This is a genomic window from Microvirga guangxiensis (assembly GCF_900102135.1).
GTDB classification, from domain to species: Bacteria; Pseudomonadota; Alphaproteobacteria; order Rhizobiales; family Beijerinckiaceae; genus Microvirga; species Microvirga guangxiensis.
The window spans coordinates 458,537-472,429 of record NZ_FMVJ01000005.1; the positions used below are offsets into that span (position 1 = coordinate 458,537).

Below are 13,893 nucleotides of genomic sequence, written 5' to 3' on the forward strand. Positions count from 1 at the left end.
CGATGCTCGAAAGACTCCATCCAGCTCCTGCCCAGAACCGCGAAGTGATCATCAGCGTGCGCGGCGTCGAGGTCGGCTTCGGCGAGAAGACCATCCTGAAAGGCCTCGATCTCGACGTCTATCGCGGGGAGATCCTCGGTTTCGTGGGCGCCTCCGGCCAGGGCAAGTCAGTGCTTACCCGCGCGATCCTCGGGCTCGTGCCCAAGCGGGCGGGCACCATCGAGGTGTTGGGAGAGAACCTCGACAACCTGTCCCCCTCCGAGCGCCGCCTCATGGAGCGCCATTGGGGCGTGCTGTTCCAGCAGGGTGCCTTGTTCTCGGCGCTGACCGTGAAGCAGAACGTTCAAGTGCCGATGCGCGAGCACCTGAATCTCTCGGATCGGCTCCTCGACGAGCTTGCCATGCTCAAGATCGAAATGGTGGGGCTGAAGCCCGACGCGGCAGACAAGCTGCCCTCGGAACTGTCTGGCGGCATGATCAAGCGTGCGGCGCTCGCCCGGGCTCTCGCCCTGGATCCGGATATCGTTTTCCTGGACGAGCCGACCTCCGGTCTGGATCCCATCGGCGCAGGCGAGTTCGACGAGCTGATTGCGACTTTACAGCGTACTTTGGGGCTCACCGTATTCATGGTAACCCATGATTTGGACAGCCTTTATACGGTGTGCGACAGGATCGCGGCGCTGGGTGACGGCAAAATCCTGGCGGAAGGCCCGATCGAGGCGATGCTGGCTTCAGATCACCCTTGGCTCCGCTCTTATTTTCATGGAAAACGGGCACGCTCGGTCATGACCGGCGGCGTCTAAGAGGAAGCGATGGAAACGCGTGCGAATTACGCCCTGATCGGCATCTTCACCCTGGCGGTGATCGCGGCGGCGTTCGGCTTCGTCTACTGGTTCTCCGGCGGAAGCAGGGGGCAGGACCGCCAGAACATCCGCATCGTCTTTTCCGGTTCCGTCTCCGGCATGTCCCAGGGCTCCAGCGTGTCCTTCAACGGCCTCCGCGTCGGCGAGGTGACCCAGATCAGCCTTCTCCCCGAGGATCCGCGCCGGGTCGTGGCCATCGTGCAGGTGGACAACAGCACTCCTATCCGGGCCGACACCCGCGCCCGCCTGGAATACCAGGGCCTCACCGGCGTGGCGAATATCGGCCTGTCCGGAGGCGAGCCCGGCGCTCCCCCGCTGGTGGCTGGCCCTGGGCAGCCCATGCCGACCATCTTCGCAGACCGCTCCGACTTCCAGGACCTGATCGAGACCGCCCGGAATATCGCGCGCAGGGCCGATGACGTGCTCGAGCGCGTGGGCCGCGTGATTGCGGATAACGAGGGCTCCATCAACCGGACGGTTCAGAATGTGGAGCGCTTCTCGCAGGCGCTCGGTGAGAACGCGGAGGGCATCGACCGCTTCCTGGCGCAGATCGGGCAGGCGGCCGAGAAGGTCGGACCGCTGGCCGAGAAGCTCGAGACGCTGGCGACCAATGTCGACCAGGTGGTGCGCGCGGTCGAGCCGCAGCGCGTGTCACGGATTGTCGAGAACGTGGACAATTTCGCTCAGGCCCTCGGTGAGAACCGCCAAGTGGTGAGCGACGCCCTCAAGGATGCGGCAAGCCTCGTGGACCGTCTCAACGAGACGGCGCCCAAGCTCGATACCGCCGTGGCCGAGATCGGCGAGCTCGCCAAAGCCGTCGATCCGAGCAAAGTGAGCCGTACGGTCGACAATGTTCAGAACTTCACCGATACCCTGAACCGCCGTAGCCCCGACATCGACAAGGCAATCCAGGAAGCCCGCTCGATCACCGAGAAACTCAACAGGTCCGCTGACAAGATCGACGGTGTTCTGGCGGGAGCCGAGAAGTTCCTGGGTTCCGCCTCCGGCGAGTCGGGCAAGGGCGCCTTTGACGAGATCAGGGCCGCCGCCGTCTCGGTCCGGGAGCTGGCTGACGATCTGAACCGGCGCACAAGTGGCATCGAAGGCGTTCTCTCCGGCGTCGGCCGCTTCACGGATTCAGGGCTGAGGGAATACGAGGCTCTGGCTGTCGAAGGCCGAAAGACCCTGGGGGATATCAGCCGCGCGGTGCGCAGCATCGAGCGTAATCCACAGCAGTTTCTTTTCGGTGGCCAACCGAATCTCCCTCAATACAATGGACGCCGTTAAGTAACCTGTATGCGTGGATCATCCGTGTCTCCTTCCCCGACCGATTTCCGGCCGCTCCGGCGCCTGATGCCTGTGGTGCTTCTGGCGGCGCTCGCTGGCGCCTGCTCGTCGGGACCGGCACCGACGACGTATGACCTCTCCGCCCCCTCATCGCGGATCAGGGGGGCTGCCGGCGTTCAGGTGCTGGTGAACGAGCCTGCCGCCATCCAGACCCTCGCCACACAGCAGATCCTGGTGAAGGATGTCAGCGGTTCGGTCTCCTTCATCGGGGGAGGGCAATGGGCCGATAATCTGCCGCGCCTGATCCAGACGCGTCTGATCAATACCTTCGAGAACGCCTCTCAGCTGCGCGGGGTCTCTCGCCCCAGCAGCGGTGCGGTGGCTGACGTCCAGCTGGTCTCGGAGCTGCGCCGGTTTGAGATCGAGACGCCCTCCAACGAGGCGGTGGTCGAGATTTCCGTGAAGATCGTGAGCGACCAGACCGGTCGCATCGCGAATGGCCGCATTTTCCGTGCTCGTACCCCTGTGGCGTCCGTGGATGCGGCAAACGCCGCCCGCGCCCTCGATGAGGCGCTCTCGGTTGCCATGCTCGATATCGTTCGCTGGGTCAGCGGCAGCTCGCTACCCAGACGCGAGGAGCCGGGTGATGTCAGGAGCGAGGCACCTGCGGACAGAGAGCCGGCCTAATTTAGCGCGGGACAATGTTGTGAACGTTCTGTGGGCCCGTGGGGGAGGTTCTTCAACACCGCGCTACACGCAGAACTAGCGCTTCAAGTATCAATCCAAACGTTAGACTTGGCCAAAAAACAGAGCAGAGCCTGAGCGCCGCGCTTCATGCCTATTCTGCGCAATAAAGCTCTCGCGCCCTGATCTCATCCAAAGCTGCATTCTCGATCCTCAGAAAATAGGCGCTCTGCCATTGCTGTGTCCGCTCCGCCTGACGGCTCGTCGGCTCATCCCAGGGCGGGTAGACGCGGATGCCTCGTTTTCCGCCTTTGCCCTTTTCCGAGACGATCCCGCTCTCACGCAGCGCTGACTTTGGAAAAACGAACTGTCCAAAATGCAGCGCGCTGCGGCAACTGACGACGAGGAGATCGAAGGGGTCGGATGTATCCAACGGCAGGATCGGACCATTGCCGACCCTCTTCCAGCACGTGACGAATTGCCCGATCTTCGTGGGCGTGATCTTCGAGGCACGGAATACGAGAGAGCGTTCACCGAGATTGAAGCGGCAGGCACCATATTCGGCGCTTTCAGGTTCCGTTTGCAGCGCGGAGCATTCGAGTCCTAGCGGCGCATAGACTCGATCTGCGGCAACCGTAAAATCCGGATGAATATTCATGCAGGTTTGATCCAAGACGCTTTCTTTCGGCGCTTGCAGAGAGCCGGCATCGACCCACTCAACAAAAAACGCGGCTTGGAAGCCGCGTTTTCATATTCGTTTGAGGGAAAGTTCGCTTACTCGAAGCGACCGCTCGCATGGGCCAGCATGGTGTAGACCTTGCCGGTTTCCGAGGTGAGGTAGGTCTTCGTCAGCGTGGAGTCGCGGTCGTCGCGCGAGACTTCGGCGAGCAGGCGCTCGAACTCGTCCACGTAACGATCAACCGTCTGACGGAACTCGTCGTCACGGCGGTACTTGCGGCGGATCTCCTCGAAGGTCTGCTGACCCTGTGCCGTGTAGAGGCGGTTGCTGAACACATTGGTCTCGCCACGGCGGTAGCGATCCCAAAGCTCTACGGCCGCATTGTGATCGATCATTCGAGCGATATCCACCGAGATCGAGTCGAGCGAGTCGAGGCTGTTGGTGCGTCCGGTACGAGCTGGAGCACGGACGGGTTCTTCATCGTCGCGTGAGGCGCGGTTCAGGAGGTCCGAAAGCCAGCCGCCACGGGCCGCGCCAGCATCACGGGCGGGGCCAGCTTCCTCGCGAGGCGCAGCGGGACGCTGCGCCGGAGCAGGAGCCTGACGGACAGGAGCGGGAGCCGGTGCAGGCACAGGACGCGGCTCGGCCTGACGGGCGACCGTTGGAGCCGGAGCAGGGGAGGCGATGCGCTGCTCGACGGCGGCGGCAACGGCGGCCATGGTCGCAGCAACCGGGGCTTCGTTCACCGCAGCACGGCGGGGCTGAGCGGCAGGAGCTGCATCGACCACGCGGTTGGAGCGCGAGACCAGAGCGGAAAGCTCGTTGAGAGCCTTGATCTGGTCGGCGACCACGCGGCGCATGTTGGCCGTGGTTTCCTGGGTTTCCTGCGGCAGCTCGACGACACCGCGGCGGAGTTCGGCGCGGGTGGCCTCCAGCTCGCGCTGGATCTGGCCGGTCATGCCGCGAAGCTCGCCCATGGTATCACGGAACTTCGCAGTGGCGCCGCTGAGGGCTTCCGCCATCTCGGCAGCGGCCTGCTCGTAGGTCGAGCGCAAGGTTGCAGCGGTGCGCTCGCTCTCCACGCTGGTGGTGGAGCGGATGCGTTCGAACTGCTCGCCGATGGCAGTGGTGGTCGTCTCTGCGGCGCCAGCCAGGACGGAGCCGATCTGGCGCGCCTTGCTCTCGGCGTTCTGGAGCGAGCCTTCCACAAGGGTGGTGAAGGCGCGGGTGACGGATTCGAGATCCTGCGAGCGCTCTTCGATGCGGCCGAGGAGTTCGTCCAGAGCGCTCTGGCGGCTGGACAGGGCCTCGGTCATGCGACCTTCCACACGCTCCAGGGCAGAGGCTGCCTGGGTAAGTGTGTTGATCTGCTCATAGGTGGTCTCGGTCAGGCCGCGAGCGCGGTCCTCAAGGGCATGGGCAAGATCCATGGCCTGCTGGATCGCGCCGGAGGAGACACCACGCAGGGCGTCGACCTGATCGGCCACCTGATCCGATGCACGGCTCGCCTGGGAGGCGATTTCCGACAAGAGCGTTTCGATCTGCTGCACGCGTCCGCCCAGACCATCCTCGACAGCGCCGAGGTTGTTGCTGGCGGAGGCCGCAACCTGCTGAAGGGTACGGCTGGCATCCTGCAGACGGCCAAGCACGTCGGAGAGTTCGCCGCGAAGGCGCTCATTGGTGCCGAGCAGGGTCTCGACCGTACGCTCCGTGCCGGAGTCGATGGCAACGCGCATGGCTTCCGTCGACTGCATGTAGGAGGAGGTGAGCTCCATCGTGCGCTCCTGGAGCGACGACAGCATGGTCTGGCTGCGATCCTCAAGGGCGCGCAGGGTGCTCTCGGTGATGGATGCAACTTCCTGGCCGATCACATCGCCGCGGCTACCGAGCGACTCGATGAGCGAGTTGCCCTGAGTGTCGAAGATCGAGCGGATCTCGCCAATGCGGCTGTTGAGAGAGGAGACGACTGCAGTGCCGCGCTCATCGATGGCTTCCACCACGCCGCCGAGGCGATTGACGACGCGATCCTCGAACTGGCTGACGCGCTGGTCGAGGGTTGCTGCCAGCTCCTCGGTGCGGTTGCCAAGGGTGGATGCGATCTCCTCCACGCGGCCGCCGAGAGTTTCGTTGATCTCGTTCGCACGTGCGCTGAGGGTCTGATTGATCTCATCAGCACGTCCGCCGAGGGTCTGGTTGATCTCGAAGGCGCGGGTGCCGAGGGTCTCGGCGATCTCGTCCACACGGTCGCCGAGGATCTGGTTGATCGTGGCGATGCGGTTTTCCAGCGTCTCGGTGATCTCGCCGGCGCGTGTGCCAAGGATCTCGTTGATGCTGCTGGCACGGGCGTCGAGCGCCTCGCTGATCTGCTCTGCCTTGCTGGAGAGCGTGTCGGCGATCGTGCCGGTCTTGGCGGTGATCGCCTGGCTGATCTCGTCCACGCGGGTCTGGAGAGCATTGGCCACGTCGCGGCCGCCTTCAGCCATCACGCGAGCCATCTCACCGGTGCGCACGACGAGCGCTTCGTTGAGAGCCGTGGAGCGGGCGCCGAGAACGGTATCCACGCGCTCGACGATGGTGTCGAAGTTGGCGGTGATCTCGGTGGTGCGGCGGGTGGCGTGCTCCTCGAGAGCTGTGAGCTGGGTCTCGATGGCGGAGGTCGCCTCGCGAGCGCGCTCGGCAAAGGACTCGGACATCGTGCGGCCCTGCACGGTGATGAGGCGGTCCATCTCTTCGAAGCGGCCGCTGATCGTTTCCGTCAAGCTGCCCACTTCGCGGGAGATGCGGTCGGCGAGTTCGCCGCCACGGCCCATGACGCCCTCGAAGGCTTCGAGGCGTGAGCCGAGCGTTTCTTCCACTTCGCGGGTACGCGTGTCGACAGTGGTCGTGACGCTTTCGGCTGTCCGGTTGAGAACCTCGTTGACGCGCGCGCCCTGCGTGGCGATGGCGAGCACGATGTCCTTGCCGGTGCCGGCGAGGCGGGTCTGCACCTCGTCCGCATGCCGCGTAAGGGTCTCCGAGAATTCCTGTCCGCGGGTTTCGAATACCGACTGGAACTCCTCGACCTTGGAACCCATGAGGTAGGAGAGGCGCTCGCCGACCTGTGCAAGGTTGCTCTCGAGAGCCTGACCCTGGACAGTAACGGATTCGCTGACGCGCTGGCTGGCGGTTTCGAGGCGAACGGCGAGATCCTCGACACGGCTGCCGATGGACTCGTCTGCCATCCGCACGGCACCTTCGAGATGCTCGCGCACTTCGTTGCCGCGCAGCGTGATCTGGCTGCTGACCTCGGAGGCCGTCGTTGCAAGATGCTCGCGGAATTCATTGCCGCGGGTGATGATGTCGTTGACCACATCCGAGCCGGTCGTGGCCAGCTGCTCGCGCAGGGCCGTGCCGCGCTGCATGAGCTCTTCGCTGACAGAAAGGCCGGCTGCCGCGATCTGGTCGCGCATGTCGGTGGTGCGTGCGGAGATGTCGTCGGCAATCACGCCGCCGGTGGCTGCGAGCTTCTCGGTGATCTCGCTGCCGCGCTGCGCGAAGCTCTCTTCAAGGCTGCGGGCGGTCTGCTCGAATGCCTCACGCACATCGTTGCCCTGCTGAGCGAGGGCATCGATGACGCCGCGGCCGGTCTCGGCCAGCGTACGGGTGACCTGGGTCGCGCCTTCCTGAAGGTGGCGGGTGAGAACGTCGCCGGTGCGCTCGAAAGCGCCGGTGATGTCCTGCGCCTTGCTTTCAAGCGCGCCGGTGATCGTGGTGCCGACATCTGCAATGCCGGCCTTGATTTCTTCGCTCGCGCCGGAGAGACGCTCCACGAGTTCGACGCCGCGGCTCGCCATTTCCTCAACGACGCGCTCGCCGGCGCGGCCGAGTGCCTGGGTGATTTGATCGCCCTGATGTTCGAGCGAGGTGGTCACCTTGTCGCCTGCGCCGCCGACGGCGGTGACGACGCGCTCGCTGGCAACATCGAGATCCTGAATCAGGTTCTGGTGAGCGCCGGTAATAGCACCACGCACCCGCTCCGAGTTGGAGACGATGGCTTCACGCTGAGCGACAAGCTCGTCGATGAGCGAACGGATTCGGATCTCGTTATCGGAATAGGCACGCTCAAGCGTGGAGATCTCGCTACGCACGAGGGTCTCAAGTTCGCCGGCGCGGGCGAGGGCACGCTCCACGCCATCGCCCACGGCAGCCACTTCGCGGCGCACGGCTTGGGAAACGGAGAGAACGGCGTCGGTGGAGAAGTTCTCAGGCTGCGCCAGGCGCACAGCGACCTCGCCCACGGCGCGGGCCACCATCTTCATTTCCTGCGAGCGGACGGTCAGCATCGCGGCAATGAAGAACAGGAAGACCGGAGCGATAAGCGCAACCGCGCCCAAAGCCAGCTGCGAGGTGGAGAAGGTGGCAAGGAGCTGTTCGGGCGTCACGATGCCTTGGGAATAGAGGAAATAGCCAATGCCGCCGAGCCACAGAAGAGAGGCCAGCGTTGCGAACACATAAGCGCGGCGGGAGGGGCGAACCTGAAGAGCCTGCAGCATCACACCGACGTTCTGGCGATCGTCGTTGGCGACGGCGGTGCGATCAGGGGCGACGAAGCCGGAGCGGGACGCTTCGTCTACCTTGATGCCACGTTCGTCCAGCCGATCGTCGCGGCGATCCGAAAACTCGGAGTTCAGGGCAAAGGGGCCCTTCGTGAAGTCATGCGCATCGATGTCCGGGAGCCTGGGCTCCTCGGAAGAGGATTTGCTCTCCGATTGGCCTGGAGTTGGAATCTCGAAGGTTTCGTCAAGATTGAGCGCCTGCTCGACAGCCGATAGGGCCGCCTCTGCAGGGTCTTTCATCTTCTTATTTTCGGTCGCCATGATCCGCCCTCGTGACGCAACTGATGGTGGATGAAACCGGCATTCCTTTGATCATCAAGAGGCTATGCGTGGTTTCAGCCAGTGCGGAAAAACTGGTGACAGTCCTTCCGTACGGTAATCTGCTATTTACCAAGCGAGTTTAGCGGCCGGTCATGTTCAAGGAAACCCGATGTCCCCTGCCACTTGCGAACGTCGTTAACGGCTCAGTAACCTGCACTACCGGGGAAAATGCGGCGAAAAGACGGCAAGCCTCATGCTCATCTCTCGTCATCCGGCGTGCCGTATCTTAAATATGCGCCGTCAACGAAAGGTCCGCAATGATCAAGATTACTTTCATCGATGCCGAAGGGACTGCCCGAACCGTGGATGCGGAGGAGGGCGCAACCGTCATGGAAACCGCCATCCGCAACGGCGTGCCGGGCATTGAGGCCGAATGCGGTGGGGCCTGCTCCTGCGCGACCTGTCATGTCTATGTGGACGAGGAGTGGGAGGCTGCGACAGGTCAGCCGCAGCCCATGGAAGAAGATATGCTGGACTTCGCCTTCGATGTCCGCCCCAACTCGCGCCTGTCCTGCCAGATCCGGGTCCGCCCCGAGCTGGACGGACTTGTCGTTCGCACCCCCATTCGTCAGGGCTGATCCGGAGATATCGCCATGTTCAAGACAATCCTCGTTCCCGTCGACCTCGGTGAAATCGGAGCGGCGCAGCCCGCGCTCGACAAGGCAGTGGAGCTTGCCAAGGTTTCCGATGGCAATGTCCGCCTCATCTATGTTCGCGCCATCGTGCCCGTGACCTACATGGAATTCATGCCTCCGGCGTTCGACCAGGAGCAGCAGGACGAGGCGGAGAAGAAGCTGGCCCAGCTCGCCGCCAGCGTGAAGCTCCCGGCCGAGCGTGTCTCCGCTGTCGTGCGCTTGGGCTCCGTCTACGGCGAGGTGCTGGACGAGGCCGAGAAGACCGGCGCGGACCTCGTCGTCATCGGCTCGCACCGTCCGAGCATGGCGACCTATCTTCTGGGCTCCAACGCCTCCACCATCGTGCGCCACGCTCGGTGCTCGGTGCTGGTGGTGCGGACGTAACGCGCCTTATCAGATCAGGCCCTTCAGCCTGAGCATCCCGAAGGAGGCGACGGTTCCGGCGTCTTGAATGGTGCCGTTCAGGATCATCGCCTCCACCTCGGCCAGCGGAAAAGCCCTGGTCACGAGGTCCTGCTCTTCCTGCTCCAATTGTTTGCGGCCTGGCTTGAGGTCTGTCGCCAGAAAGATGCGATAGCTCTGCGTGACTGTTCCATAGAGAGGGTAGAGCTGTCCCGCTTCCTGCATGTTGCCTGCAAGCAGCCCTGTCTCTTCTTCCAGTTCGCCTCTTGCGAGATCGCGCGGGTCGGCTCCGGGTTCGTCTTCCCATGAGCCCTGCGGAAACTCCCATTGGCGACGTCCTATGGGATAACGGTATTGCTGGACCAGATGGACGATACCGTCCTGGACCGGCACAATGATGACGAAATCGGATTTCTCGACGAAGCCGTAGATGCCGTGCGAGCCATCCCGGCGGCGGATCTGGTCCTCGCGGACCTTCATCCACTTGTTCTCGTAGACGATCCTGCTGCCGACCGTCTCGATGTCAGGCCGTTCTTCGTCCGCGTCTTCAAGACTGCTCGTCATGGGTGGTCAGCCTGCCTTCGGCATCAATTCCTCCGGCAGCGCGCCGGATGAGAAGAGCCGCGGCTTGTTGAGGCGCACCATGGGCTCGATCTGCCAGACGCCGACTACCGCGAGCAGCGCGCCGATCAGGGCGACGCCCGTCGAACCCATCCTGAGGGCCTGCCAGATCAGGTATGCCATCATGAAAAGGGACAGCACGGCGACCACTGTCGTCGAGGCCCAGAGCCACCAGGGCTTGCCGGCGATGAAGCGCGCCTGCGGGTTGGCCTTCACGATCGCCTCGCACAGGTTGCGGGCGAAAGCCCGGTATTCCGCCGTCAATTCCTGCGCCTCGACGAGGCTCTTCCAGCTGAGCGAGCTGAAGGTGAAATTCTTGCCGTCGCTCATCGTCACCTTCGTCCGGAAGGATTTCTGGCCGATGCGCCCGGGCTCGTAGGTCATGCGCACGGTGTGGACCGCGCCGAGGCGCACCTCATGCACTTTGCGGCCGGAATCGACGATCAGCGTGTCGCCCTTGATGGCAAAGCTGATCGGCCCGCCCACCGGACGGGGGCTGTAGGTGTAAGTCTGTGTCATGGCGTCAACGTACCAGCTCGCGCATGGCGTGGTCTATGCCCTCGAGCGTCAGCGGATGCATGCGCTCGGAAAAGAGCTGACGCATGAGAGTGATGGACTGGGTGTATTTCCAGTGGCCTTCGGGCACCGGGTTCAGCCAGACCGCTTTGTGGAAGTGATCGAGAATGCGCCGCATCCAGACGCTGCCCGGCTCCTCGTTCCAATGCTCCACCGAGCCGCCGGGATGGGTGATTTCGTACGGGCTCATGGAGGCATCGCCTACGAACACCACGCGGTAATCGGACGGGTAGGTGCGGATCACGTCGAGGGTCGGGATCTTCTCGTCGAAGCGGCGGCGGTTTTCCTTCCATAAATGCTCGTAGACGCAGTTATGGAAGTAGAAATGCTCAAAGTGCTTGAACTCGAGACGCGCCGCCGAGAACAGCTCCTCCGCCGCCTGGATGTGCCAATCCATCGAGCCGCCTACATCGAGGAAGAGCAGCACCTTCACTGCGTTGCGGCGCTCGGGCCGCAGGCGCACGTCGAGATAGCCCTTATGCGCGGTCTCATGAATCGTCTCGTCGAGATCGAGCTCCTCGGCTGAGCCGGTGCGCGCGAAGCGGCGCAGCCTGCGGAGCGCGATGCGCATGTTGCGCACGCCGAGTTCGACATTGTCGTCGAAATCCTTGAACTCGCGCTTGTCCCATACCTTTACAGCGCGGAAGTTGCGGTTCTTGTCCTGGCCGATGCGGATGCCTTCCGGATTGTAGCCGTAAGCGCCGTAAGGCGAAGTGCCCGCAGTGCCGATCCATTTGTTGCCGCCCTGGTGGCGGCCTTTCTGCTCTTCGAGACGCTTCTTCAGGTTTTCCCAGAGCTTGTCCCAGCCCATGGCTTCGAGCTGCTTCTTCTCTTCGTCGGAGAGGTAGCGCTCCGCGAGCTTGCGCAGCCATTCCTCGGGAAGCTGCTCCTTTCCGAAGGCCTGGCCGATGCTCTCAAGGCCCTTGAACACATGCGCGAAGACCTGATCGAACTTGTCGAAATGGCGCTCGTCCTTCACCAGGCAGGTGCGGGAAAGATAGTAGAATTCCTCCACGCTCTTGTCGGCGAGATCCTGATCGAGCGCCTCGAGCAGGGAAAGATATTCCCGCAAGGACACGGGCACCTTCGCCGCGCGCAGTTCCGTGAAGAAGGTGAGGAACATCGCTTATTTGCCCACCGTGCGTCTTGCCCGAAACTCGATGCGATCCGGCTTCTTGTTGTTCTTCTTCAGGATCGCGCGGAACTCGTCGCGCCGCTCATGGATCGAGGCGATCACGAGGCCCATGGGAACGCCGATATCGGCCAGCACGGCCTCGCTCAGTTGCAGCGATGCTTCGATGGTTTCCGGCACCGCATCGTCGACGCCGAGTTCATAGAGTTGGGCCGCATGTTTCGCGTCGCGGGCGCGGGAGACGATGGTGATGTCCGGGCGCTCCTGACGGGCCGCCGAGACAACCGCCTCGATGGCGCTTGGCGTGTCGAGAGTGATGACGAGGGCGCGGGCCTGCTCGACGCCGCAGGAGCGCAGAAAGCTGGGGTAGGAACCGTCGCCGAAATAGACCGGCTTGCCAGCCTTGCGCTCCTCGGCCACACGCACCGGGTCCATGTCGACGGCGATATAGGGCACCTTGTGGCGCTGAAGCATGTCGCCCACGAGCTGACCGACGCGGCCGTAGCCGGCGATGATGACGCGTCCGGCTTCTTCCGGTGGCGGCGGAACGGAAAGCTCCGGGCTCAAGGGGATCTGCTTTTCGAGGCTGCGGCTCAGGCGTCGGCCAAGGCGGGCGAGGAAGGGGATCGCCACCATGGTCAGCGTGGTCACCAGCAGCAGGTTCTTGCCGATCTCATAGGGGACGAGCCCGGCGGTCATGGCCGCGCCGATGATGACGAGGGCGAACTCGCCGCCTGGACCCAGGAGCAGGCTCGTCTCGGCAGCCTCCGGCGCATTCAGGCCGAAGGGCCGGCCCAGCCAGAAGATGATCACGCTCTTGATGGCGATGAGGAAAGTCGCAACCGCCAGGATCGTCACCGGCGCTTCAAGGAAGCGCACGACATCGAGGCTCATGCCCACCGACACGAAGAACACTCCGAGCAATAGGCCCTTGAACGGTTGGATCGTGGTGTCGACGGCGCGGCGGTATTCCGTCTCGGAGAGGAGAATGCCCGCGATGAAGGCGCCCAGCGCCATGGAGAGGCCGCTCACGGCGGCGATCAGGCTCGTGACCATCACCACGAGCAGGCACGCGGCCATGAACATCTCGGGGCTCTTGGTGGCCGAGACCATCTGGAAGAAAGGTCTCAGCACCAGACGGCCCAGCCCAACGATGATCGCGAGCGCGAGGCCTGCCTGGAAGAGCGCCGTGGCGAAGGACACCATGCTCACTTCCGGCTGGCGCGTGTCGAGGGCGGCAATCGTGAACAGGATCGGCGCGACTGCGAGGTCCTGGAAGAGGAGGGCTGAGAAGCTCGCGCGCCCCGCCGCCGAATTCAGGCGCTTCTGCTCGGCCAGAACCGGCAGGACGATAGCCGTGGAGGAAAGCGCCAGCGCGATGCCGATCAGCGCCGCCGCGGCATAGGAATCCACGGCCTTGAGGGCGAAGACGCCCAGGGCGAGGGCGCAAAGCACGACTTGGAGCGTGCCGAACCCGAAGACCTGGCGGCGCAGGATGCGCAAGCGCTGCCACGACAGCTCGATCCCGATGGTGAAGAGCAGGAAGACCACGCCGAATTCAGCGAACCGCGATGTGCCTTCGGGATTCGTGAAGGTCAGCCAGTCGATCCAAGGATAATCGGGGATCAGCCGTCCGAGGCCATAGGGTCCCAGAAGCGCGCCGGCGGCCAGGAAGCCCAGGACCGGACTGATCTTCAGCTTGTGAAAGAGCGGGACGACGACACCTGCCGTTGCCAGAAAGAGGATCGGCTCCTGATAAGCGTGCAGGTCAATCGGGGCTGACATAAGGTCCTTCCGTTCAGCGCATTGTGTTTCTATGAGGAACGGAAGCGCAAGGGGCAAGGCCAATCGGCAGGCAGGATACCGCAGGCTCTGGCGTGCCTGGAATTTCAAAGAGCAAGCGGGAACGTCCTCGCGGCGAGTTTCGCCCGAGGTGTGGATCGAGGGAGGGCGCGAGGAGGCGTCCGGCTCGTGTGTCTAGTGTGTGAAGAACCCGACGGCTCCTCGCGCACGGTTTGTTTAGGCGGACACCGCATCTTGCAGCGATGGGCCTCCCGTCACAGGCTTGCGAGGCCTGCACAGGACCGTTCCGGCTCCC

The 13,893-nt window shown here is 63.5% G+C and carries 11 protein-coding genes; 5 read left to right on the top strand and 6 right to left on the bottom strand.

Annotated elements, in window-relative coordinates:
• The first annotated feature begins 2 nt into the window (after window positions 1-2).
• From BLP10_RS10940 to BLP10_RS10950, 3 genes are read left to right on the top strand one after another with little or no spacing between them, the layout of a single operon-like run.
• A complete protein-coding gene (locus tag BLP10_RS10940; protein ID WP_175493877.1) occupies window positions 3-803 on the top strand; it encodes an ABC transporter ATP-binding protein in 801 nt (266 codons plus the stop codon).
• 9 nt (window positions 804-812) lie between these two features.
• Window positions 813-2,150: an MlaD family protein gene (locus BLP10_RS10945; RefSeq protein ID WP_091134233.1), complete on the top strand. Its 1,338-nt coding sequence runs from the start codon at window positions 813-815 to the stop codon at window positions 2,148-2,150.
• Between the two features lie 24 nt (window positions 2,151-2,174).
• Window positions 2,175-2,837 carry an ABC-type transport auxiliary lipoprotein family protein gene (locus BLP10_RS10950; RefSeq protein ID WP_244510479.1) on the top strand — a complete coding sequence of 221 codons (663 nt, stop codon included), beginning with the start codon at window positions 2,175-2,177 and terminating at the stop codon, window positions 2,835-2,837.
• A 151-nt stretch (window positions 2,838-2,988) separates the two neighbouring features.
• Here the strand turns inward: BLP10_RS10950 and BLP10_RS10955 are convergent, their stop codons facing one another.
• Together BLP10_RS10955 and BLP10_RS10960 are read right to left on the bottom strand one after the other, a co-directional pair.
• The gene (locus BLP10_RS10955; RefSeq protein WP_091134237.1) at window positions 2,989-3,492 is read right to left on the bottom strand and encodes a MepB family protein; all 504 of its coding nucleotides are present in this window, start codon (window positions 3,490-3,492) and stop codon (window positions 2,989-2,991) included.
• Window positions 3,493-3,608: 116 nt separating this feature from the next.
• On the bottom strand, window positions 3,609-8,369 hold the full coding sequence (locus tag BLP10_RS10960; protein WP_091134239.1) for an apolipoprotein A-IV repeat region-like domain-containing protein: 4,761 nt from the start codon (window positions 8,367-8,369) through the stop codon (window positions 3,609-3,611).
• A gap of 317 nt (window positions 8,370-8,686) precedes the next feature.
• On the opposite strand from BLP10_RS10960, the gene BLP10_RS10965 reads away from it, so the two are divergent.
• Complete coding sequence (locus BLP10_RS10965) at window positions 8,687-9,007, top strand: 2Fe-2S iron-sulfur cluster-binding protein (RefSeq protein ID WP_091134242.1); 321 nt, start codon at window positions 8,687-8,689, stop codon at window positions 9,005-9,007.
• A 15-nt stretch (window positions 9,008-9,022) separates the two neighbouring features.
• On the top strand, window positions 9,023-9,448 hold the full coding sequence (locus BLP10_RS10970) for a universal stress protein (protein ID WP_091134244.1): 426 nt from the start codon (window positions 9,023-9,025) through the stop codon (window positions 9,446-9,448).
• Window positions 9,449-9,457: 9 nt separating this feature from the next.
• Here BLP10_RS10970 and BLP10_RS10975 read toward each other — a convergent pair whose 3' ends face one another.
• The 4 genes from BLP10_RS10975 to BLP10_RS10990 are packed head-to-tail and all read right to left on the bottom strand — an operon-like array spanning window position 9,458 to window position 13,580.
• Window positions 9,458-10,030, bottom strand: a complete 573-nt coding sequence (locus BLP10_RS10975; RefSeq protein ID WP_244510480.1) for an NUDIX domain-containing protein — start codon at window positions 10,028-10,030, stop codon at window positions 9,458-9,460.
• Window positions 10,031-10,036: 6 nt separating this feature from the next.
• Entirely contained in the window at window positions 10,037-10,606 is a 570-nt protein-coding gene (locus tag BLP10_RS10980; RefSeq protein WP_091134245.1) for a hypothetical protein, read from the bottom strand.
• A 4-nt stretch (window positions 10,607-10,610) separates the two neighbouring features.
• Window positions 10,611-11,786, bottom strand: coding sequence for a vWA domain-containing protein (locus BLP10_RS10985; protein WP_091134247.1), 1,176 nt, complete (start codon window positions 11,784-11,786; stop codon window positions 10,611-10,613).
• Between the two features lie 3 nt (window positions 11,787-11,789).
• The gene (locus tag BLP10_RS10990; protein ID WP_091134249.1) at window positions 11,790-13,580 is read right to left on the bottom strand and encodes a cation:proton antiporter domain-containing protein; all 1,791 of its coding nucleotides are present in this window, start codon (window positions 13,578-13,580) and stop codon (window positions 11,790-11,792) included.
• Between the last annotated feature and the right edge of the window lie 313 nt (window positions 13,581-13,893).

Bases quoted from the DNA above. Each gene is read 5' to 3' on its own strand.
- BLP10_RS10955 (WP_091134237.1), bottom strand. From the start codon at position 3,492: ATGAATATTCATCCGGATTTTACGGTTGCCGCAGATCGAGTCTATGCG.
- BLP10_RS10940 (WP_175493877.1), top strand. From the start codon at position 3: ATGCTCGAAAGACTCCATCCAGCTCCTGCCCAGAACCGCGAAGTGATC.
- BLP10_RS10945 (WP_091134233.1), top strand. From the start codon at position 813: ATGGAAACGCGTGCGAATTACGCCCTGATCGGCATCTTCACCCTGGCG.
- BLP10_RS10975 (WP_244510480.1), bottom strand. From the start codon at position 10,030: ATGACGAGCAGTCTTGAAGACGCGGACGAAGAACGGCCTGACATCGAG.
- BLP10_RS10990 (WP_091134249.1), bottom strand. From the start codon at position 13,580: ATGTCAGCCCCGATTGACCTGCACGCTTATCAGGAGCCGATCCTCTTT.
- BLP10_RS10980 (WP_091134245.1), bottom strand. From the start codon at position 10,606: ATGACACAGACTTACACCTACAGCCCCCGTCCGGTGGGCGGGCCGATC.
- BLP10_RS10960 (WP_091134239.1), bottom strand. From the start codon at position 8,369: ATGGCGACCGAAAATAAGAAGATGAAAGACCCTGCAGAGGCGGCCCTA.
- BLP10_RS10970 (WP_091134244.1), top strand. From the start codon at position 9,023: ATGTTCAAGACAATCCTCGTTCCCGTCGACCTCGGTGAAATCGGAGCG.
- BLP10_RS10985 (WP_091134247.1), bottom strand. From the start codon at position 11,786: ATGTTCCTCACCTTCTTCACGGAACTGCGCGCGGCGAAGGTGCCCGTG.
- BLP10_RS10965 (WP_091134242.1), top strand. From the start codon at position 8,687: ATGATCAAGATTACTTTCATCGATGCCGAAGGGACTGCCCGAACCGTG.